This is a genomic window from Flavobacterium sp. CF108 (assembly GCF_900129795.1).
Lineage (GTDB): Bacteria > Bacteroidota > Bacteroidia > Flavobacteriales > Flavobacteriaceae > Flavobacterium.
Genome location: NZ_FQWW01000003.1, coordinates 247,780 through 269,915 on the forward strand (window position 1 = coordinate 247,780; position 22,136 = coordinate 269,915).

Sequence of the window (22,136 nt, forward strand, 5' to 3'; positions counted from 1 at the left end):
AGCCTTTTGAGAGTAATCTCAAAAGGCTTTTTCAGTTCAGGATGAAAAAGTTTTACTTCTGTATATTTGTATTTCAAAAGTTATTTTATGAAGGGTCTTATTAAACCAAAGGCATTAAAACGAGGTGACAAAGTTGCGGTAATATCGCTTTCATGGGGAGGTGCCGGAGAATTACCGCACCGATATGAATATGGAAAAAAACAGCTTCAGGAGGTGTTTGGATTAGAAGTTGTTGAAACTAAAAATGCATTGAAATCTGCAGATTGGATCTATAATAATCCAAAAGCACGTGCAGAAGATTTAATGGAAGCGTTTTTAGACCAATCGGTTAAGGCAATTATTACCAATATAGGAGGAGAGGACAGCGTTAGGATTCTGCCTTTTTTAGATTTAAATATTATTACACAAAACCCGAAAATATTTTTGGGTTTTTCAGATTCTACAATAACACATTTTGCTTGTTTAAAAGCAGGATTGACTTCTTTTTATGGCACTTCACTCTTAGTGGGATTTGCTGAGAATTGCGGCATGCACGATTATCAAATTCAGGATATTAAAAGAACCTTGTTTTCTGCAAAACCTGCAGGTGAAATTATGCCGAATAATGAAGGCTGGACAACGGAGTATCTGGATTGGTTTGATGCTTCATTATCCAATACAAAAAGAAAGCTTACAGCATCCAGCGGCTGGAATTTTTTGCAGGGAAAAGAAAAAGTTCAAGGAAAATTGATAGGAGGCTGTCTAGACGTTTTAGAATTTTTGAAGGGTACAGAATTTTGGCCGTCTGCAGAGGAATGGAATGATTGTATTTTGTTTTTAGAAACTTCCGAAAATATGGTTGAGCCGAGTGTGCTTAGATATTGGCTAAGAAATTATGCCGCACAAGGAATTTTGCATCGTGTTAAAGGAATTATTTTTGGACGTCCGTACGATTCAAAATATGCAAAAGAATATAATGATGAGATTCTAAAAATTATGAATGAGGAAAAATTGACTGATCTTGTTATTGTTACAGAAATGGATTTTGGTCATACTTGCCCAACATTTACGATTCCGTTTGGTACATTAGGAGAAATAGATTGTGTAAATAAAACATTCAGCATCTTGGAAAATGGCGTGATAGAATAATATAAACTCTATGTCTTAATTTAAAAGCCTTTTAAGAGTAATCTTAAAAAGCTTTTTTTATTTGCTCGATGTTTACTCATTTTTTGCGCCATTTATTAATTCTATAATCTTTAAGGCTACACCGCTTGATGATTGAAAATTTTGTCCGGTGACGATTCTTCCATCTGTTTCTATATGTGAGACATTACGAGCAGAAAACTTAAAAATTCCTCCTCTTTCTTCAATTGTTTTTTGAATTAAAAATGGAAAGTACTTAAAATATTCTCCATCTTGTTTTTCGAATGAATCCGGGTAACCGCTAATTTTTTTCCCTGCTACTAAATACTTACCATCATTAGTTTTTAAGTTTACAATTCCTGCAGTTCCATGACAAACAGAAGAGATAATGCCCTTATTTTCTTCATATACTTTTAAAGCAATAGTTTGAATTTCTTTATTTTCGGGTACATCATACATGGCAGATCCTCCGCCAATGTAATGAACAGCTTTGTAATTTTTTGAATCAATTTCGTTGGGTTTTTTAGTGTTTTTTAGGGCATACATAAAATCAGGATCAAATAAATATTGTTTTTGCAAAGTGTCGGATGTATTGATATAAGCTAATGGAATACTTCCTCCTTCTGGACTTACAAAATCGACGGTGTATCCCCCTGTTTTAAAAGTATGGTAGGCGTTTACTATTTCAGAAAAACTATTTCCTGCGGCTATCGTTGATTTACCATAATAATGGGCATTAGAAACAATAAATAGAATACGCTGTCCTGATTTATTAGTACTTAAACTGCTTGCTGATTTACTGATTATTTTCCATTCGCCCTGAAGCTTTTTGAGTAAAAACAGATCAATAAATTCCATTTTTTTTTCAGGTATTAGTATTTCTGCCTTAGCCAAAGCGATGTTGTTATACACATCAATTGAAACAACTCTGCCAATGCGGCCATTAAACTGTCCCTGATTGTCTTTTTTAAACCATTTGGCATATTCGCTGGCAGGTACAATCCATAATTCTTTGTCTTTACTGCTTAAAAACAGATTAGCTTCGGGATAAAATGCCTTTTCGATGCTGTCAGGTTTGTTATAAGAAGTACCTTCAAGGTAATTTTCAATACATTTTTTAACTAATGCCTCTTCTGTTTGTGCCAATAAACAAGCCGGCGAAAATAATAGCGCGATAAAACAGATAACTTTTTTCATAAACTTTTTGAAAATTAATTTTTCACAAAGCTATGACTAGTAAAACTTTAACCTGTCCGAATATAGGAATTCAGGACTCCTGATTTATAAATTAGGACTAAAAATCAGTTTTGCATAATTGCAGAGGCTTCTTATTTAGCTTTGCGATTACTGCTAAAGGAATCTCTAAACATTTTCCATCCTTTAGGAGTTTTTTTCCAAAGAACAAGAAATTTACCGTCATCCATTAATTCTCCTTTTGAATTTAATGACTGCCACAAACCTTCTTCGGTAACATATTCTACACCATCGCCATATATGGCAGTAGTGATAAATTTACCGCCTCTTAAACCATATTCGTCATAAGCTTTTCTAAAGAATTTAGCAGCTCCTTCTTTCCCATAAATTTGTGGTGCATTTGGGAGTAATATAGAAGTATCTTCGGTATATCTGTCTATAAATATCGAAGCATCATTTTTTTTAAAGGAATCAAAATAAATAGCATTACTTTCCTGAATTGCTTTTCTTGCTTCGTCTAAATTTGCGGTTTCTTTTTTTGATGCAGAATTACAGCTGCTTAATAATAGGGTAAATACAATTAGCTTTAAGATTGTAAAAAGAGCATGATTTTTCATAATAGTAGTTTTTAGTTTTAATTAAAAAATATAGATTGATATTATTTTAATCAAAGGTAGTAAGGCTAAAAACTTCTAAATTGTACAAATCGGAACAGTTTTTCTTTTTAAGTTCTAAGGTTCTGAGAATCTAAGCTGCTAAGATTTAAGGTAAAAAAATAATAACACAAAAGCTGTTTATTACTTTTAAAGAAGCAAATGGTTTATTGGAAATTGATTTTCTAAATAAGCCGTTGGTGTAGTTCCTGTAAAAGATTTAAAATCCCTTATAAAGTGAGATTGATCAAAGTAGCCACAATCATAAGCAATAGATGTTAACGGAGAATTATTGTCTGCAATGAGCTTTAAACTATGCTGAAAACGTCTGATTTTGTTGAATGATTTTGGAGCAAGACCCGTATGCTGAAAAACTAATTTATGGAGATAACGAGGTGTCATTCCGTATTTAGCAGCAACAATATTTATATTATTTTCCGATGGATCTTTGACGAAATTAGATAATATATGAGCCACTTTTTGAATTTTTTGAGACTTATTATCGTTTGTTACTAATTTCTTGATTAAGAATGTTTCGATAAGTTCAATTCTCTTTTTAATGTCCGAAGTTTCTAAAAGCTGTAAATGCAGGGTTGTTATTGGTTTTCCAATTACATCTTCTAAATTTAAAATTTGGTCATTAAATATCCCAACTTCATCATTAAAAAAATAGGCTGCCGAATGTGTATAAAACCGAATGCCAAGCATTGTATGTTTACCTTTTGATTTTATAGCAAGCGGTTTTGTTATTTGTCCCCACAATTCAATTTTAGGGGTTTTGTGAAATTTTTCATCTATTAATGATTCCCAAATACCGTTGCCAAGATTAAAAATCATTTCCATTTCACCACTTGGAAATACAGTATCCTGAAATTCTATATCTGAATCTGATTCAAAAATATAATAATGTTTTATATAAGGTTTCAGAATTTCTGATGGTAGAAAATGTTGGAATTCCATTATACTAGATTTTAATTCCTAAATACTTTTTAGTGTTAACTCATTGTATAAGTCAAAGTTATAAAATTAAAGAATGGTTAAGCCTATTTCTTTGTACGTTTTTAAAATTTCATCTTCGGGAGAAATGTTGGTAACCAAAACGTCAATATCTGTAATTGGAGAGATATAATAAGCTTCTGCTGTTCCTACTTTTTCAATAGAACTCAAAGCGATAACAAAATTAGAATTTTGGATCATGCTCTTTTTAATTTGAGAATCATCATATAAAACGCCTGTAATACCGCGTTCGTGATGAATACTGCAAATTCCCAGAATACAAACATCTGCCCTAAAATTTCGTAAAAAGTCTATCGTGTCAATTCCAGAAGTTGTAAAAGAGGTTTTACTCATTAATCCTCCCGCAAAAATTAATTCAATATTCGGTAAATCTTCCACTAATAAAGCAACTGGGAAACTGTTTGTAACAACGGTTAGTTTTAAATCGTAAGGAAAACTCGCAACTAAGGCTACAGAAGTTGTTCCGCCATCAATAAAAACAACTTGTCCGTCTTTTAAGTATGAAATCGCTTTTTCGGCAATGATCTTTTTATTTTCAACATCGTGTTTTTCTCTTTTTCTATAATGCAGCGGAATTGGAGAAGGAGCAACTGCACCGCCGCGAACGGCTTTTAAAAGTCCCTGATCTGAAAGTTTTTTTAAATCACGTCGAATAGTATCTTCTGAAACGCTTAAATATTCGCTTAATTCTATAGATGTTACCCGATGTTCTTTAGATAAATATTCTAATATAACTTGTTGACGCTCTTCCTTTTTCATTTTTTTTGCGGTTTTATATTGCAAAAATAAGTTAAAAATTGCAATATATTGCGATTTTTGCATAATTTTACCGCAAAATAATTTTACAATGAAAAAGAAAACAATTGCAATAGATATGGATGGTGTGCTTGCTGATATAGATGCACAATTAATTGACCATTATAATAAAGTTTACGGAACAACACTGACAAAAGAAAGTATCGAAGGCTTAACTTCCGAAGATGCTTTTAATGGGAGAGATTTACTATATGAGATTTTAAATACAGAAAATTTCTTTAGAACATTACCAGTAATGCCTGACGCAGTTGAAAGTTTACTTGAATTACAAAAAAAATTTGAAATTTTTATTGTTTCGGCAGCGACAGAATTTCCAATCTCGCTTGCTGAAAAAATAGCATGGCTTGCAGAACATTTCCCTTTTATTAAATGGGATAATATTATTTTATGCGGCAGCAAAAGAATTATCAATACCGATTATATGATTGACGACCATTGTAAAAATTTAGATCACTGCATGGGAAAACCTATTATGTTTACTGCATTTCATAATGTAAATCAAAATCATCATTTAAGAGTGAACAATTGGAAAGAAGCTGTAGCGGTTTTAAACGAAACATTATAAGCTTATTAAGGTTATAATTTTATTGTTTTTTGAAGAAAAAGGCCTTTTAGAAGAAATTCTGAAAGGCTTTTTGTTATTCATGCTTTAAAATTTTTAATTATAAGAATATTTTTACTTTTTAATTCAAGAATATTGTATTTCTATTTTTTGTTTGTACTTTTGGAACAAGTAATAATGACAAATGGCAAAGCCTATTAAAAATACTCCTGTTTTAAAAGGTAAAGAAGCCATTGACTTTTATAAAACTATTGATTTAAATAGAGATAAAAAAGTCAGTGTAGATTCTTTAACAGCAATCCGTACTGATGCTAATAAATTAAAAGAACTTTTAAAGGTTAACTAATGCCTTTTACAGGATTTTCATTTTTCGAATTACACGCTGCAACTATTATTAAACCTTTTGAATGTGGTGATACAGATTTGAATGGTTTTCTAAACGACAAAGCAATTCCTTATAAAAAAGATTTATTAGCTACTACTTATATTCTTGAAAACGAAAACAAAACTATCGCATATTTAAGTATATATAATGATGCTTTAGCGGTTCAGGAAAATCAGTTTGCATCTAAAACTGCGTTTAAGAGATGGATAAAAGAAATTCTTAGTCATCGTAAACGTCATTTGAGACAATTTCCAGCTATAAAAATAGGCAGATTAGCAGTTTGTGAGACTACAAAAAAAGAAAGAAAAGGTATAGGCAAAGCTTTAGTGAATTTTGTTATTGACTTAGCATTAGAACAAAATAATAAATGTGCGTGTCAATTACTTACTGTAGATGCATATGAAAAATCATTAGGTTTTTATGAAAAACTTGGATTTAAGTTTCTTTCTGAAAATGATAATGGAGAAGACACAAGACAAATGTTTTATGATCTTAGACCGTTGATGAATACGTTAAATGAAGATTAATTTCTCCGTTAAGAAATAATAGAAAAGCCTTTCGGAAGTTAAATTCCAAAAGGCTTTTTATATTTAAACAGCGTTAGTGCTTATGATGAAAAATAGCAGCCAGATCAATAAAAATATTTATATTTATAAAATAATAAAGATTATTTCCATGAAAAAAGTTTTACTGTTATTAATCATTTTTTGCTTTTTTGGGTGCAAAAAATTTGTTGTTTCGTTTGAGCAGCCAACAAATGAGAAGTTGGATAATTTAAAGTTGGAAGTACTTCTGGATAAAAAGGAAGTTCAGGAAATTAACTTAAAAGCGACAAATGGATTACCTTCTTATGAAACGGCTGAATTGTCTGTATCTGACGAAGGAAAACACCAGCTTCAGGTAAAAGTAAGAGACACGATATTTACTTATGATATAAAGTATCCCGAAGAAAGATACATTATGGTAACGGCTCATTTAAAAGAGAATGGGAAAATCCATATCGGAATCTTAAAACAAGCTTATAAATATAGATTTCATTAATTGATAGAAATGATATTTAATTCAAAAAGCCTTTCGGAAGTTAAATTCTGAAAGGCTGTTTTTTTGTTTTGCCACAAAGTCACAAAGTCACAAAATTTATTAATATTTTAAGTTATGTCTTAAGATAAAAAATCTTTAAACCATAATCCTGAGTTTTTGATCGTTCTTTTCTGCGTTTCGAAATCAATGTGGATCAATCCGAAGCGGGCATTATAACCTTCAGCCCATTCGAAGTTATCGGTTAAACTCCACACAAAATAACCTTCAACATTTAAACCTTCTTCTTTTGCTTTTAAGATTTGTTCTAAGTTGTCTTGAATAAAGTGGGTTCTCTTTATATCGAATACTTTTCCGTTTGTAACTGTGTCTGGAAAAGCGGCACCATTTTCAGTAATAATAATTTTTCGAATCCCTTCATATTCGTTGAATTTTTTCAGAACGTGATACAATGCTGGCGGATAAACTTCCCAGCCCATTTCGGTTGAAATTGCATTCCTTTTTTCGGCACTTATTAATTCGGCACCAATATAGGGAGTTAAAATAGAAGATTTTACCACTTCACGCGTATAACATTGTAATCCGATGAAATCAAAATCGAAATCGAGATTGTTTAAATCATCTTCTAAAATATAATTATTAAGCTTCTTAAGTACGGGAAGATCTTTTTGCGGATATCCCAATCCTAAAATTGGCTCGATAAAAGTTCGGTTTAATAAAGTATCGACACGTTTTGCGGCTTCAACATCTTTTTGACTATCTGTTGCAGGCTCAATATGCGTACACGAAAATGTAGTTCCAATATTAGCATTCGGAATTTTATTTCGTAATATTTTAGCACCCGCAGCCGTTGCCAGCGTTACATGATGCATGGCTTTTAGATAATTGGTAATTCCCTTTTTTCCGGGTGCATGAATACCTAAAAAATATCCGGCTCCCGTAAATACAGAAGGTTCATTAATTACCATCCAGTTTTTTACGCGATCACCAAAATACTGGGCACAAACTTCAACATATTCTGAAAACCAGGAAACCGATTCGCGGCTTGTCCAGCCTCCTTTTAATTCGAGTTCATGTGGTAAATCCCAATGATAAAGCGTAATCCAGGGTTCTATTCCAGATGCAAGTAAGGAGTCGATAATTTTATTGTAATAATCTATTCCGGCTTGATTTACAGGATGAGTCCCTGTTGGCATAATTCTCGGCCAGCTGATAGAGAATCTAAAATTCGGAATATTTAATTCCCGAATTAAGTCAATATCATTTTGGTAAGAATTGTAGAAATCGCAGGCAGTTAGGGCATGATGTCCGTTTTTTATTTTCCCTTTTTGAGAAGTAAAAACGTCCCAGATAGAAGAACCTTTTCCGTCAGAATCATGTGCTCCCTCAATTTGGAAAGCGGCGGTAGAAACACCCCACAAGAAATCTTCACCAAATTGGTTTTTGTTCAAAAATGAGTTTTCAATTTTATTCATTCAATAGTACTTTCCTTTATTTTCTAAACTGTTTATTAATGAAGGAAAGAAGATTGCATAGCTCTTAAAAAAAGCCATTCTTTGAATGATACCAGGAAATTTAGGTTAAAGAATTTCATAACGATTAGTTTTATTCAAATTACGAAAACTAATGTGAATTTATTGTAAAGCCATTATTATCAAATAATTAAATAAAAAACGGGAAGATAAATCAATCTTCCCATCCACAAAGTGTTAAACCAAGGCCCTGAGCTTGTTTGAGTGATGTTTTTACCACTTCCTGCCTGCATGACGATAAACCCCGGCAATGTTCTTTATAATGATATTTTTTCGATCCGCTTGATCCGCAGATATAAACACTGGTATCTGGAGGAGAAAACGAAGTTAAAAAAACAAAAAATAAGGGTAAAGCATATTTCATCAGCTAGTCTTTATTTGACAATTAAATTGTATTCGTTTCCTTTTTTATCAGTAGCTTTTAATTTTCCGTATGCAACCCATTCGGTATTAATTTCTATTTCGGCAACGGTGTCGGTTAAAATTCCCGCGCCGTATTTCCCCTGCACGTTAATATTCCCAAAAACCGAATCGCCATTGATATTAATTCCTTTTACATCATAATTGTATTCATAATTTCCAGAATTTCCGGTTCTGTACTCGTATTGATGCGTTTTATTTACATGATACGTTTTAGCTTCTTCGGGCGTAATTGTTTTACGATCGTCTGCTGTAATTACCGGTTTATAAAATGTATTTATTTGCGGTGGAGGCGGAGCAGAAGCCTTTTCACAGGAATAAAATGTAAATAATAAAAATAAGATGAAGTAGTTTTTTGACATAGGCGTTTGTAATTAGGATTTGTATTATTCAAATGTAAAACCAAATGAAGTAGGGATTTTATGGAAATCCATAATGAAATAATAGTTGCAGAAAGTTAAAAAACAAACTTATTTTAAAACTTAAATGTCATTAATATCTCTTTCAATTAATTTATATTTATCCTTAATATCATCGGCCATATAAAAGTCTAACAAATCTTTTTTTGTCAAGGTTCCAATATTTAAAAAACGTTTCAAATAATCCTGATTAAATTCCATTAATAAGATGGATTTTTCAAGTTGCTTTAGAATAACTTTATTATTTTCAATATTATTTATGACTAATGATTTTACAGAAAGAACTTCGTTAATATCTTTGATAATTCGATTTACAATCATTGCCAAAACATCTTTATCCAGCTCAATTTCTTTAGAATTTAAAGCAATATCTCGCGCAAGCATATAAGCGATAGCTAAATTTGAGTAATCTCCTTTTTGAGAATTTATAATTGCTATAAAGCCAACTCCAGGAATGTAACCAACATTGTCAAAATTTTTGAGAATAGAATTGTCTATCAATGAAATATCAAAAACAATTAAACTTACTTTTGAATCTCTGTTGGCTTGCGTCTCAATTAATTGACTCCACGCCGTATCTGTTTTTCTAGTGAAAATTTCTTTGTTTTCAATTTCTCCAAAACGAATGCTTTTGTCAAACTTACATTCGATAGCAATTTTTAAATCTGAACTTCCATTAACTTCGCAAATAATATCTCCAGTTTTATTTTTAGAGATATTTCCAGCAGTATTTCCAGTAAGGAAAGCCTTGTCCTTTAATCTTTTTTCTGAAAAATAATTGTTTAGAAATTCTGCAATGTCATCTTCTGCTAAAGAACCTTTGATTGTTGACTTATAAAAAAGCTCTTTTTTCATTTCGAAAATCATTTTAAGACTTTCTAATTCTGTTCCTAATTCATTGTTAGTTTTAGCCAAAAAAGAAGAAATACGATCTTCCATTAATGCTAAAACACCAATATAAATTGCACGTAATAGTTTTTCATCTCTTTCATTTGCAGAAAGATTGTTAAAGTAGTTAAAAACGATTTGGTTTTCAATTTCAAACTCTTGAATTTCCAAGCGTTTGAGTTGTTGGTTTAGTTTGATTGTTGACATGATTATTCGGTATATATTTCTATAACTTTTTGTTTGAACGAATCACTTATTATAAAATTTTCATCAGCTATGAAGCTTATCGCTTTATATGCTTTACCACTACTAACTTTTTCTGTCATACCCAGTTCTTCTTCAATATCATTTTCTAAAATATGTGTTTTTCCAAAAGAATTATTTAATGCATCTTCAATGCTTTTAGAAACTAAATCGGCAGTAGCAATTCCATCTGCATTTTTACCAGTTTGATGATCTCTATCATAAACTGCACAATATTCGATTTTAAATTTATTCAGTAAATTCATATACAGAGGGATATTGTTTTTACTTCCACAATCAATTACTGTAAAATCATATCTAAATATATTTAATGATTGAGCGAGCATTGGTATAATTGTTCTATCAGTTTGTCCTTCTACAAGTATAACTTTCTTAGCAAAAAATAGTTCACTTCTTTCAGGGTTTATCCAATAACTTAAATTAAACTTTTTCTTTTCATCAACATCCTCAAAGATGTCATTAACATATTGGAGAACTTTAGTTCCGGTATCAATACTTTCTTTTTTTACAATACAAATAGATTTATGAAATTCTAAATCTAAGAAAGAACTTGAGTGTGTACATAAAATTACTTGACTTTCATCTTTAGATAAATTTACTAAAGAAAAAAAGAGTTCTTTTTGTGCTTGTGGATGTAAAAATAATTCTGGTTCTTCAAAGATAAAATAAGTAGACTTTGATGATTTTCTTGTAGATACTTCAGGATCTTGATCTTCACCTTCTCTTTCTTCTTTTAGAACTTTTGACCATGCTTTTATTAATGCAAAAATTAATGCTCTTTGTAAACCATGACCTTTTCTGGCAATATCTGTTTTAATTCCATCATCAACGGAAACATTTGCTCCAACTCTAAAAATATCATCAACATTTGGAGCTGTAATTTGGATATCAATTTTTGTATTCCAACTTATTAATTCTTTATCTAATAAGTTTTCAAGAGATGTTAAATCTTCAGGTCTATTTTCATTTACCTCCCCATCTATGTTTGTTTTATTAAGAATTTTAGTTAATTCTATTATTTTTTCTTTTGCCTCTCTAAACTGTGGATTGTGTTCTGAAATTTTATTAATTACTCTAGAATAGAGTTGACCAAAGAGTGAGCTGCCTTTAGGATTTAATTCATCGGAAGCATTTTTTATTGATGGAATAAAAAAAAGATCTCCAAAACTTCCTTTAGCTACATTTTTCAAACCTAAGAAATTAGTTTCTTCCAGAATATAATTAAATGTAATATTTTCTATGTTTTCCTGAATATATTGATTTTGAGCCAGCCTAAAATGATCAATAGTAATTGCCCCTTTATCAGGGAGAAAAACTGCTAAAGGGAGATTTTCAGCAATTTCTCGTTTTTTAAATTCTGAAATTTTTGATTCTTTTAGCCAATCATCATTTGCTTCTTCAATATATCCATTGTAAGTAAAAGATCCATTTTTTAAAGCTGTTTTCCTTGCTTTAATTCTATTGTCCGCTGAAACGTATTTTTTAAAAGTTATACCTTCAGATTCTGATAGGTCTGTAAATTCTATTTCAACCCATAATTCTTCTGAATCGCCATTAAAATCAAGAGACTGATGTGCGATTTCACCAAAAAAGAATAAAACGGAACTAAGAACATTAGATTTACCATGATTATTTTGGCCTATAAAAATCATTAAATCTTGAAAAATAATATTTTCACTAATTATAGATCTCCAATTTGAGATTTTTATACTATTAATTTTCATACTTAGTCGTATTTAAATTTTACATACGAATTGATATAACTGTTCAATCCAGAGCCTGCTACAGCTAAACGTTTCATATTTTCAACATGAGACTGTCCAGCTTTTCTATAACTGTATTGATAAATACTTCCCGAGGAGAATCTAACCCTAATATAATCTGATCCAATTTCATATGCTGAAACTCCTGATTCACCTCTTTTATTTCTATATCTTTCCATAAAATCTTAAAGTTTTTGAGTTCTATAAGAGTCTCTTATTTGTGATGAAAAATATGATCCTTTTGAATTAGCGGACATTAATTGATCGTAAATATATTCTGGAACATCGAAGTATTGATAAATTCCACCATGATTGAATTCAATTTCTAATATTTGGTTTTTATCATCATAGCCGATAGAGCTAATATTTGATGACTTTACAAATTCTCTTTCCATAGTTTTTGGTTTTAGGTTATAGATTAGTTTTTGTTTTATTTTTAGGTTGTGATAAATCTAACTAGATTTACATTGTTTAAAATGCGTAGTTCTACCTGATTTTATTAGAAACTCATTAATTCTGAGTCGTTTGGAGAATCAATTTCATAGTAAGTATATTCGTCATCATACTTATACCATTTGTAATTAACTTTCGAAAAACGAAACATCTTTAATGCTTCTTGTAATGTTTGTTGTGTTTGGGCTTTATTACCATTATTTGCAAAATATCCTCCAGTAAATTGAATTGTTTTATTCTTATTACCTAATACTTGGGTTTCAATGTTCTGTTCCCATAACTTATGATAAATAGCTTTCGCATAGGCTTTCCTTAAAACAGGAAATTCTTTAATCTGCATGTTTTTTACTTTTTTCTCCAACTCTTTACCTAAAGTTTTAACTTCGGCGTTTTCTGATGATAATGCTTCATTAATGGTTTTGGCCCATGCCGCAAATAGCACTAATTCCATTTGAGTAGCTTCAACCGTATTTCTATAAGTTGAGAAATTAACACCTTCTTCTATAGAAGCTATTTCTCTTTTTAGTTGAGCAATTTGATTGGGAATGTCTTTTGCTTTTTCTTCGGTTGATGATGGAGAAGAAAATGATTCAGTTGAAGTTTTTGGTTTTACTTCATCATCTCCACTTCCAAATGCGATGAAGATAAATCCTGCAAGTGTAAGTGCAGAAAATAAGTGTTGTACTTTTCTTTTCATTAGTGTATTAAATTTATGGTTATTGATTTTCGGTAAATTATAAATGGTAAAGTTGTTCCTAAGAAATACATGAGAAGGTCTGAAGAATCGAAAGTGCCGGGAACAATTTTTATAAGTTGTCCTAATTCAGAAATAATAGAGATTATTGGGATTATAAGAATCCAAAATAGATTTTCATTTTTAATTTCGTTTTTCCATAAAAACAAAACGAGACTAACATATGAAAACATCCATAAACCATCTGGTAATGAATAAAGAATAATGTTTGGAAGATGACTTGAATAGCTGACAGTAAAACTTCTTAGGCTATTTATAATGTCTAAAATTTTTAATTCATCAAACCAAATAAACATTTTTAAATTTGAAGTTCTGAATAAGATATATATTAAACTTCCGCACAGCAATGTGAAAATATGACCGATATATAATTGTTTGACTTTCATTAGTTGTTTATTTTTTTCAAAAGTAAAACCAATAAAAACCAGTATTTTACGGAAATCCATAATCCATAAATTAATTTGTAGAAATAAAAAAAGCCCCCGAAGGAGCTTGAAATAATAATATAAAAAGAGATTAAATAATCCCCATATCTTTTGTAATAGAAACTAAATGAATGGTGTTATTTGCTTTAAAAAAGTCTTTAAGTTTAGACAATCTTTTTTCTACAGCACTTTTACTGTTGGGTTTAATATCGGTGCTTTTAAAAATTTCTATTATTTCATCTTGCGAAGTGCCGGAAGATAAATATTTCAGAATTTTAATATCGACATCGTCAATTTCGTAATTGTTTTTTTCCTGAAGTGCAGAACCAACTTCGGGAGAAATAAATATTTGATCTGAAGTCGAAATGATATTGATTGCTTTTTTTAATTCTTCAATACTGTTTAAACCTTTCAGGACAAAACCATCAATTTCGGCATTATCAAAAAGTGATTTAATGCGGTAACTTTTATCTTCTACAGAATAAGCAATAATTTTAATATTGGGCTGCAGCTCGCGAACTTTTTGAACCAGTTCATCTCCATTAGCAATATCCGATTTGCGATGATCCATTTTAAACGAAAGATCACTAATTAACAAATCATAGGGTTCATTTTGATGAATGGCAGCGCGTATTTTTAAAAACGCTTCGTCACAAAATTTAGAATGCTGAAAATCTACAATATTTAAATCTTTTAAAACTTGCTGAATTCCTAAGTTCATTGCATCAAGATCTTCGGCTATAATTACTTTTTTAAACATAGGCTTTTATTTAGGCATTGTTATATTTACTTTAAAACCTTTATCTGGTTCAGTTTCAAAAGTAATAGTTCCTTTTATGGCCAGAATACGGTTTTCCATATTTTGTAAACCGTTTTTTATAATTTTTGATTTTTCGCAGCCTTTTCCATTGTCTTTATAGTCGATCAACAGAGTATTTTGAGCATTTTCAAACTTTAAAACAACTAATTGAGCCTGGCTGTGCTTTTTCATATTGACCATTAACTCATGTAATACGCGCTGAATTGCTATCTTTTTTAAATCTTCAATAGAGTCCCAATTTACCTTTTCGATATTAGTAATAATAACATTGGTAGTCTCGCTATTATAAGTAGAAAGCATTTCTTTTAAATTGTTAGAGTAATTTGATCCGGTGTCGATATCATTATTTTCTCTGGAAATGCCGCGCACACGACTGTAAATATGATCGAGTTTTTGCAGTAAATTTTCTTTTGTATTTTGAATTTCCAGCGGCTGTGTCTGGGTAAAAGTTATCGTATTAAAAACATCATTTGCAAGTTCATCGTGAATGTCTTTTGCTATTCTGGTTTCGGTATCGTAGGCCGTTTTTATTTTTTCGATTCGGTTTCGATTTTGATAAAACTTTCTTAAATATAACAATAGAAAGAAAAGCGATACAATCCCAATTATAAAAAATATCCTTTGATATTTAACTTTTTGAAGTGATAACTCATTTTCTATTTTTTCTAATCGAAGTTTCTGATTTTCGTCTTTCTCTTTTTTTGAATCGTATTTTATTTTAGCAAACTTATTTTTAAAGTTGTTTCTGATTTTGATTATACTATCATTTATTGAAATATACTGCTGAGCATATTTTGTGCCGGAACCATTAGAAATTAGAAAGGATAATGCTTTTAAACGTTCATCAACACTATTTTGGATAGTAGAAATTTGGTACGCTTTTTTAGCATTTTCATTTGATTTTTGAATGTCTTTTTTTGCGTAAAATTCTGCCAGATGAAGATAGCTTTCAATACTTCCGTATGAGTCATTGTTTTCTTCCCTAAGTTTAAGGCTTTCTGTCATTAACATCAGAGCTTTATCGTAGTTTTCTTTTTTAAAATAGGCATAACCTAAATTATCCATAAAACGGGCTTTATTAGGAATAAAAACTTTTTCTTCTAGCACTTTTTCTCTTAGAATGGATTCAAGAATTTTTATAGACTCATTGTATTTTTTTTGTTGAATGTAAACAACCGCAATATTGTTTAAAGGGGATTGTCTTGATACAGAATCAGTACAGTCTTTTAAAGCTTCATTATAGTAATAAAATGCTTCATCATATATAGCAAGTTCTTTGTAAGCTATGCCAAAGAGGTTATTAATTGCAGCGCTGTAAATGTCCTTTTTTTTAATATAAGGCAAAGCTTCTGTCAGCGTTTCATTGCTGCCGTAATAGTCTCCATTTATTTGCTGAATAGAGGCCATTTGTATAAGATTATAAACAATGTTGGAACTGTCTTTTATGTTCTCAAACTTTATTTTAGATTTATTAAAATTATAAAATGCACTATTGTAATTTTTATCCTGAAAATTCAAAATGGCTTTATCCCGTATAATCATAGCTTCTTTTTTTCTGGGATTATTTTGCTGCACAGTAATGTCTTTTTCTTTTTGGCAGGAAAGAAAAAAAACAAAAAAAAGAGAATAAAAAAACGGGGAACGCAGCATAACACTTACTTTCCCCGAAAATACTAATTAATTCTAGATTATGTAATCTTATTCAGATTATTTTGGTGGTGGAACAATTATAGGTGCATCACCGGGACCATCTGGTGGTACATCTGCTTGTATGCTGTCTCGAACGACATCTCTTTTTATCTCAGTTTTTTTACTCGTTGTATCAAATTCGTCAGCAGTACAAGAAAATAATGTAGTTGACAATAGCGCGCACGCTCCCAATAAATATAGAGTTTTCATTTTTTTAAAGTTTAAAAATTAGACAAAGGCATTGCTGGCCGGAACTTTTCCGTGCTTTTGGTTGTGTGCAATACCAAATTTGTTTGGGAAGTGAAGTGCGTAGAACAGTAAGATTTTTATCTATACTTCCCGGAATAAACTCCGTCTTACGGTTTTCCGCACTTTTTGAATAAACTAGTTTTGTACATTTGTTTTTGACCTGCAGATCAAAGCGCTAACTAATTTTGTTGAGGCAAAGTAACGACGGCTTTGAGCCTGCATTGATCAGAAAGTCAGGAAAGTCTAATATATTTTTTTAAAGTCGGGATAAGTTCTAAGAAGTAGTAAAAAGTAGAATAAAGTACTTTAGAAAAAGTTTTAAAAAGTTTAAAATGCCTATGTCAAACTATACTTTTGAAGATTATAAAAAAGCTATTAAAGCTAAATATGAGGAGGAAGTAGAAGGGGAACATTCTAATAATTTAAGTTCTCCAACTACAGCAAATCTTAGAAAATTGTGTGTTAAAAGATTCAAGTCAAACAATAATAAAGATGACTTAAGTGCTTTTGAATCTTTTTTTGATGTTCCATTTGATAAGGATAAAAAGAATTTGTTTGGAGATGAAGAGATGAATAAATTAGAAGCGGTTAAAAGATTTTTTTTAGGTAAAACAGAGAAGCCTGCTGAAGATACAATTCAATTGGCTGCAATACTTGTAGATCTTCAGCCAAGACCTTTTCGCGAGTTTAGAAAACAAAATGATCCAGATGAATTAGAATTAATAGATGATCTTAGAGATACCAAATTTTTTAATCCACAAAATCCTTCTGATGATTTGATTGATGAGGTGGAAAAGGAAAATGTTATTGATCCGAAAATTGAAGAGCCAGAAGAAAATCAAAGTGAGGAATCTGAACCGATTCAAGATGAAGAATTAGAACCAACTTTTGAGGCTGAAAAAACTGAATCATTTCAAAATCAAGAATCGGCGTCAACGGAACCATCATTTCCTATATTAACTTTTGTCAACACAGGCAAGAAACCACCAACTAAAATATGGTGGTATTCAGGAATCACAGCTGTTCTTGTTGTATTATGTTTTATCATTTATTTGGCTTTACAAAAAAAGGATTGCATGCAATGGTCTGACAACCATTATGAAGAAGTAAGCTGTGATTTGAAAATGGAAGGAATAGGAACATTTAACGCGCCTGAACCTTATGATGAAAGAATTATTGATCTTCGAAGGATTAAGGTTTGCGATACAACAACCTTTTTTAAAAACGAAAAAGCTGTTGTTTGGTACGCTAAAGTGGGAGATAGTGTTGAGTTTTTTAACACACATGGAATGCATCCGGAAAACGGCAGAGCTTTAAGACCCATAACTCCTTATATCATCCATAAATATGTAGTAAAAAAATAATCCCTTAAAAAACATTAGTTTTTTGAAATAAATGCGTTTTATGTAAAATAAACTTAAAATCATGGAAATTTCTGTAAGATTATACTTTTAATTTAGCATTATTAAATTAAATCAATAAAAAACAAATCGACATGAAAAGTAAAAACATATTATTCGTATTAGCCTTAAGCTTGGGAATGTTTGCTGCGTCTTGCAGCAGCGATGATAATGAAGGAGAAACAATTGTACCGTTAGCAGGAAAATATAATTTAAGTAAAACCGGAACGATTGAAAATGGAAATGAAGTATTAGTGGATGCTCCGCAAAACCAAAGTGGATGCAGTAGAGATTATTTAGAACTAAAATTAAGTAATGCAGCAGTTATAGGTGATTACAGCGGTGAGAATTGTGCTTTAGTAGAAACAACAGGAACTTACGTAAGATCACATAACGATTTAACGATTACTATTGGTAATGCAAGTACAACCAGCGACATTATGAACCTTACTAATAAAGAGCTGAAAATTAAAGACAAAGCTACAGGTATAATTACAGTTTATACCAGATAAGAAATAGGTATTAAGGTATATTCCTAATTCAGGAGAATCAGGAATAAAAACGGAAATGACTTAGTAAAGTTATTTCCGTTTTTTTATAAATTTTAGTTGAAGAATTATTCCAGCGGAATATAAATATCAAAAGAAGCGCCTTTATTTTGTTCGCCTTTTGCTGTAATAATTCCGTTATGGTTTTCAACGATTTTTTTTACGATTGCAAGGCCAATTCCGGTTCCGGTGTACTGATCTCTTCCGTGTAAACGCTGGAAAACATCGAAGATTTTTTTGCTGTATTGCGGTTCAAAACCAATTCCGTTGTCTGAAATAGTAATATGACAATAACTAGTTTCTTTTGCTAAAGCTTCTTCCTCAAAATGGGAACCTTTTGCAATTTCGCTGTTAATTTTTATTACAGCCGGAATATCTGGTTTTGCAAACTTAAGTGAATTGCTGATTAAATTATAAAGCAGTTGTCTAAACTGAAACGGAATAATATTAATTTCACCGACATCATTATTTTCAATCACGGCATTTTTTTGCTCCAGTTCTTCTTTAAGATCTTCCCGTACTTCATCAATGATTTTAGAAAGACTCGTTTTTTCAAACACCCTTTCCTGAATATTTGTCCTCGAATACGAAAGCAAATCATTAATTAAAGTCTGCATACGCTGCGCAGCATTTTGCATTCTTTTGAATTTATCTTTTCCTAAATCTGATAAATTTTGAAATTCCTTATCCAGAATCTGCGATGCAAAAGTTTGAATTTTCCGAAGCGGTTCCTGCAAATCGTGACTTGAAATATAAGCAAAAGACTGAAGCTCTTTGTTCATATGTTCCAGTTCGGCGTTTTTTTGTTCCAGTTCTAAAGCATTCAATTTAATTTTATCGTCGGCTCTCTTTTTCTCTGTTAAGTCGTGCGTAACTTTCGAAAAACCAATTACTTCATTGTTTTTATTATGAACAGCTGTAATTACAACACTTGCCCAAAACAAACTTCCGTTTTTACGCACGCGCCAGCCTTGCTGCACCGCACGGCCTTTTTCTCTGGCTAATTCAAGCAATGTATTGGGCAGATTATTTTTCTGGTCTTCCGGTGTATAGAAAACGCCAAAATATTTTCCGGTTATTTCTTGTGCTTTGTAACCTTTAATCTTTTCGGCTCCCACATTCCAGTTTTCAACAATTCCCTTATGGTTTAAATACAAAATCGCATAATCCTGAACTTCTTCGACCATTAAATGATAACGTTCTTCACTTTTTTTAAGTGATTCATACATCTGGCTCAACTCTCGGGTTCGTGCTGTAACTTGTTGTTCCAGTTCGTGTGTAAAAGCTTTTTCGGTATGAATATCGGTAAAAGCACCAACCCATTTAATAATTTTATCATCATCATCCAGAACAGGTTCGCCAATAACGGCGTGCCATCTGTAGCTTCCGTCTTTTCTTAAAACCCTTACATCAGTTCTGTAAACTTGTCCGGTTTCTAAACTATGAGTCCAAATTTTAATATTTTCCTCATAATCATCAGGATGAATCATCGCTTTCCATTCCGCTTCTCCGGCAGGTTTTATTCCGGTATATTCTTCCCATTTTCCAGAAGTAAATAATGCATTTCCTTTTTCATCGGTTTCCCAGATTAACTGCGGAATACTTTCTGTTAACGAGCGGAAACGGTTTTCACTTTCTTCAATTTTTTTTCGGGTTTCAACTTTTTCCGTTACATCAATTAATGTAGTTCTAATTCCAGAAATACTATTGTTTGTTTCATATATAGGAGCATATTCAAAATCAATATAAAACAGCTTTTCGCCATTGTCTCCATTAATAAATATTGGTGATTCAATTTCAGAATGTGTTTTTCCGGTCGTGAAAACTTCATTTTAATAATTGACTGTATTTTTGAGTGAGAAGTTCCGGGAAAATTTCAAATAATTTTTTACCCTGAACGTCACTTTCTTTTTTGTTCCAAATAGTTGTTAGTAAAGCTACATTAGCCACTTCAACAACCATTTCCCTGCCTTTCAAAATAGCTTTTGGAACAGGAGACTGCATTACAAGATTGCGGAATCTTTTTTCGCTTTGTTCTAATTCCTGCTGGTGCTTTTTCTCGGCTGTAATATCTCTAAGCGTTCCAATTAATTTCTCCGGATTATGATTTTCGTCGTAAAAAACTTTTCCTTTTCCTTCAACCCAGTGAATCGATTTGTCGTGCCATATTGTTCGTACTTCATAATGAAGAGCTCCTGATCTAAGCGCATCTTTAAAACCTTTGTTTCTAATATGCATATCATCCGGGTGCAAATGCTGGAGCAATTGTTCGTGCGATAACATAATTTCTTCCTTGTAACCGCCAATAATTTCAAGATATCGTTGAGAATAACGAGGCTCGCGTGTTTTTACATTCAATTCCCAGGTTCCTAGTTCGCTGGCTTCAACAATAATATTTAAGCGTTCCTGGTTTTGTTCTATTTTTTTACGGGCTTCGACCTTTTCAGTTACTTCAGTTACCGTGACAATTATGCCTGTAATTTCACCATTTTCTTCTCTTAAAGGATGATAAAGAAAATCAAAATACCAAATACCTAATTTTCCATATCGGTTTAAGGGAACCGGAACTTCATTACCATGATAAGGAATACCGGTTGCTACAACATTTTTTAATAAGGAATCAACCGTGTCTTTAACTTCGGGGAGGGAATCAAATAATGGTTTGCCCACAAAGTTTTCTTCTTCTCGTGCAACAAGTTTAAGATAAGATTCATTTGCCGATTCGACAATATAATCCGGGCCGCGTAGAATAGTAATTCCAAGCGGCGCCTGTTTTACCGTATCACGGAAGCGTTTGTCTGCTATTTCAATTTTTTTAGAAGCAAGATGCAAATCAGTAACTTCGGCAGCTGTATTCATAACCGCATATACATTTCCGTTTGTATCAAACAATGGTGTAAAACTATAATTGAAATAAAAAGTTTCGAGTTTATTGTTGATCGTTAAATCAATTTGGGCATTTTTATTATGAAAAGATTTTCCAGTTTTTAAAACACCCAGAACCTGTTCAAAAACAGATTGATTATTGAGCTCCGGCAGAATTTCGCGATAGGATTTTCCAATTACATCATCGCCTTTTCCCCAAACTTTTATAATAGATTCATTAGCGAGTTCAATGCGCATTTCTTCACCCACATAAACCGCAATAGGAAAAGGGGCATTTTCTACCAACTGTCTTATTTTTTGTTCGCTTTCCTGAAGCTGCGCACGCGCTTCAACCTGATCTATAACTTCTTTTTTCTTTGCAGTAGTTTCAACAACGGTTACTAAAACACCGCCAATTTCACCATTTTCAATTCGTATGGGAGAATAAGAAAAATCAAAATAACAAGTTTCTACAATCCCATTTTTGTTTAAAGGAACAATAAAATCAGGAAAAGAAACTGATTTTCCCTGCATAGCCTCTTCAAACATTGGCTCTGTAATGTTCCAGATTTCTGAGAAAGTATCTTTGGGAGAATTTCCTAAAGCTTGTGGATGTTTCTCAGAACTAATAATTTTTAAAAAAGCATCATTATATAATTGTGTAAAATCTTTTCCCCAGGCAATGTACATTCCAAAAGGATTATTGAGCATAACAGAAGTTAGGGTTTGCAGACTTTGAGGCCAGTTTTCAGGATCACCTAAAGGAGTTTTGCTCCAGTCTTTAGACCGAATTAATTCCCCCATTTCACCGCCATCGGCTAGAAAATAATGTCCCTTATGTTCTTGGCTCATTCAAA

At 31.6% G+C, this 22,136-nt stretch carries 24 protein-coding genes; 7 read left to right on the top strand and 17 right to left on the bottom strand.

Annotated features, from left to right (window positions below):
• Window positions 1–87: 87 nt before the first annotated feature.
• Window positions 88–1,128 (top strand): S66 family peptidase, encoded by a 1,041-nt coding sequence (locus BUE10_RS09760; RefSeq protein WP_073484631.1) that lies wholly within the window; start codon window positions 88–90, stop codon window positions 1,126–1,128.
• A 72-nt stretch (window positions 1,129–1,200) separates the two neighbouring features.
• On the opposite strand, the gene BUE10_RS09765 is transcribed toward BUE10_RS09760, so the two are convergent.
• The 4 genes from BUE10_RS09765 to BUE10_RS09780 all read right to left on the bottom strand — a co-directional run bounded on the left by BUE10_RS09765 (window position 1,201) and on the right by BUE10_RS09780 (window position 4,748).
• Complete coding sequence (locus BUE10_RS09765; protein ID WP_073484633.1) at window positions 1,201–2,322, bottom strand: nuclear transport factor 2 family protein; 1,122 nt, start codon at window positions 2,320–2,322, stop codon at window positions 1,201–1,203.
• A 131-nt stretch (window positions 2,323–2,453) separates the two neighbouring features.
• On the bottom strand, window positions 2,454–2,936 hold the full coding sequence (locus BUE10_RS09770) for a YybH family protein (protein WP_073484635.1): 483 nt from the start codon (window positions 2,934–2,936) through the stop codon (window positions 2,454–2,456).
• A 186-nt stretch (window positions 2,937–3,122) separates the two neighbouring features.
• The gene (locus tag BUE10_RS09775) at window positions 3,123–3,932 is read right to left on the bottom strand and encodes a helix-turn-helix transcriptional regulator (RefSeq protein ID WP_073484637.1); all 810 of its coding nucleotides are present in this window, start codon (window positions 3,930–3,932) and stop codon (window positions 3,123–3,125) included.
• A gap of 66 nt (window positions 3,933–3,998) precedes the next feature.
• Complete coding sequence (locus BUE10_RS09780; protein WP_073485254.1) at window positions 3,999–4,748, bottom strand: DeoR/GlpR family DNA-binding transcription regulator; 750 nt, start codon at window positions 4,746–4,748, stop codon at window positions 3,999–4,001.
• A gap of 88 nt (window positions 4,749–4,836) precedes the next feature.
• Here BUE10_RS09780 and BUE10_RS09785 point away from each other — a divergent pair, with 88 nt between their 5' ends.
• The 4 genes from BUE10_RS09785 (at window position 4,837) to BUE10_RS23870 (ending at window position 6,793) form a co-directional block, all read left to right on the top strand.
• On the top strand, window positions 4,837–5,370 hold the full coding sequence (locus BUE10_RS09785) for a 5' nucleotidase, NT5C type (protein WP_073484639.1): 534 nt from the start codon (window positions 4,837–4,839) through the stop codon (window positions 5,368–5,370).
• 181 nt (window positions 5,371–5,551) lie between these two features.
• Window positions 5,552–5,713: a hypothetical protein gene (locus tag BUE10_RS24000; RefSeq protein ID WP_159439055.1), complete on the top strand. Its 162-nt coding sequence runs from the start codon at window positions 5,552–5,554 to the stop codon at window positions 5,711–5,713.
• Window positions 5,713–6,279: a GNAT family N-acetyltransferase gene (locus tag BUE10_RS09790; RefSeq protein ID WP_073484641.1), complete on the top strand. Its 567-nt coding sequence runs from the start codon at window positions 5,713–5,715 to the stop codon at window positions 6,277–6,279. The genes BUE10_RS24000 and BUE10_RS09790 overlap by 1 nt, the downstream gene beginning before the upstream one ends.
• A 238-nt stretch (window positions 6,280–6,517) precedes the next feature.
• Window positions 6,518–6,793, top strand: coding sequence for a hypothetical protein (locus BUE10_RS23870; protein ID WP_143187735.1), 276 nt, complete (start codon window positions 6,518–6,520; stop codon window positions 6,791–6,793).
• A 119-nt stretch (window positions 6,794–6,912) separates the two neighbouring features.
• Here BUE10_RS23870 and BUE10_RS09800 read toward each other — a convergent pair whose 3' ends face one another.
• From BUE10_RS09800 to BUE10_RS09855, 11 genes are all read right to left on the bottom strand, one after another.
• On the bottom strand, window positions 6,913–8,265 hold the full coding sequence (locus tag BUE10_RS09800; protein ID WP_073484644.1) for a GH1 family beta-glucosidase: 1,353 nt from the start codon (window positions 8,263–8,265) through the stop codon (window positions 6,913–6,915).
• Between the two features lie 431 nt (window positions 8,266–8,696).
• Window positions 8,697–9,104 (bottom strand): hypothetical protein, encoded by a 408-nt coding sequence (locus BUE10_RS09810; RefSeq protein WP_073484647.1) that lies wholly within the window; start codon window positions 9,102–9,104, stop codon window positions 8,697–8,699.
• Window positions 9,105–9,224: 120 nt separating this feature from the next.
• Window positions 9,225–10,256, bottom strand: a complete 1,032-nt coding sequence (locus BUE10_RS09815) for a hypothetical protein (protein WP_073484649.1) — start codon at window positions 10,254–10,256, stop codon at window positions 9,225–9,227.
• 2 nt (window positions 10,257–10,258) lie between these two features.
• Window positions 10,259–12,037, bottom strand: a complete 1,779-nt coding sequence (locus BUE10_RS09820; protein ID WP_073484651.1) for an AAA family ATPase — start codon at window positions 12,035–12,037, stop codon at window positions 10,259–10,261.
• A 2-nt stretch (window positions 12,038–12,039) separates the two neighbouring features.
• Window positions 12,040–12,255 carry a hypothetical protein gene (locus tag BUE10_RS09825; protein WP_073484653.1) on the bottom strand — a complete coding sequence of 72 codons (216 nt, stop codon included), beginning with the start codon at window positions 12,253–12,255 and terminating at the stop codon, window positions 12,040–12,042.
• Between the two features lie 6 nt (window positions 12,256–12,261).
• Window positions 12,262–12,471 (bottom strand): KTSC domain-containing protein, encoded by a 210-nt coding sequence (locus BUE10_RS09830; protein ID WP_073484655.1) that lies wholly within the window; start codon window positions 12,469–12,471, stop codon window positions 12,262–12,264.
• A gap of 104 nt (window positions 12,472–12,575) precedes the next feature.
• Window positions 12,576–13,226, bottom strand: coding sequence for a hypothetical protein (locus BUE10_RS09835; protein WP_073484657.1), 651 nt, complete (start codon window positions 13,224–13,226; stop codon window positions 12,576–12,578).
• Window positions 13,226–13,669, bottom strand: coding sequence for a hypothetical protein (locus BUE10_RS09840; protein ID WP_073485256.1), 444 nt, complete (start codon window positions 13,667–13,669; stop codon window positions 13,226–13,228). The genes BUE10_RS09835 and BUE10_RS09840 overlap by 1 nt, the downstream gene beginning before the upstream one ends.
• Before the next feature lie 130 nt (window positions 13,670–13,799).
• On the bottom strand, window positions 13,800–14,468 hold the full coding sequence (locus tag BUE10_RS09845) for a response regulator (RefSeq protein ID WP_073484659.1): 669 nt from the start codon (window positions 14,466–14,468) through the stop codon (window positions 13,800–13,802).
• A 6-nt stretch (window positions 14,469–14,474) separates the two neighbouring features.
• Window positions 14,475–16,178, bottom strand: a complete 1,704-nt coding sequence (locus BUE10_RS09850) for a tetratricopeptide repeat-containing sensor histidine kinase (protein WP_073484661.1) — start codon at window positions 16,176–16,178, stop codon at window positions 14,475–14,477.
• A 57-nt stretch (window positions 16,179–16,235) separates the two neighbouring features.
• Window positions 16,236–16,427, bottom strand: a complete 192-nt coding sequence (locus tag BUE10_RS09855) for a hypothetical protein (RefSeq protein ID WP_073484662.1) — start codon at window positions 16,425–16,427, stop codon at window positions 16,236–16,238.
• Between the two features lie 377 nt (window positions 16,428–16,804).
• On the opposite strand from BUE10_RS09855, the gene BUE10_RS09860 reads away from it, so the two are divergent.
• A complete protein-coding gene (locus BUE10_RS09860; protein ID WP_073484664.1) occupies window positions 16,805–17,830 on the top strand; it encodes a hypothetical protein in 1,026 nt (341 codons plus the stop codon).
• A gap of 131 nt (window positions 17,831–17,961) precedes the next feature.
• Entirely contained in the window at window positions 17,962–18,378 is a 417-nt protein-coding gene (locus BUE10_RS09865) for a lipocalin family protein (RefSeq protein WP_073484665.1), read from the top strand.
• A gap of 104 nt (window positions 18,379–18,482) precedes the next feature.
• Here the strand turns inward: BUE10_RS09865 and BUE10_RS24215 are convergent, their stop codons facing one another.
• Both BUE10_RS24215 and BUE10_RS24220 read right to left on the bottom strand, forming a co-directional pair.
• A complete protein-coding gene (locus BUE10_RS24215) occupies window positions 18,483–20,210 on the bottom strand; it encodes a PAS domain-containing sensor histidine kinase (protein ID WP_317043639.1) in 1,728 nt (575 codons plus the stop codon).
• A gap of 31 nt (window positions 20,211–20,241) precedes the next feature.
• Window positions 20,242–22,131 (bottom strand): PAS domain-containing protein, encoded by a 1,890-nt coding sequence (locus tag BUE10_RS24220; RefSeq protein WP_073484669.1) that lies wholly within the window; start codon window positions 22,129–22,131, stop codon window positions 20,242–20,244.
• Window positions 22,132–22,136: the final 5 nt, after the last annotated feature.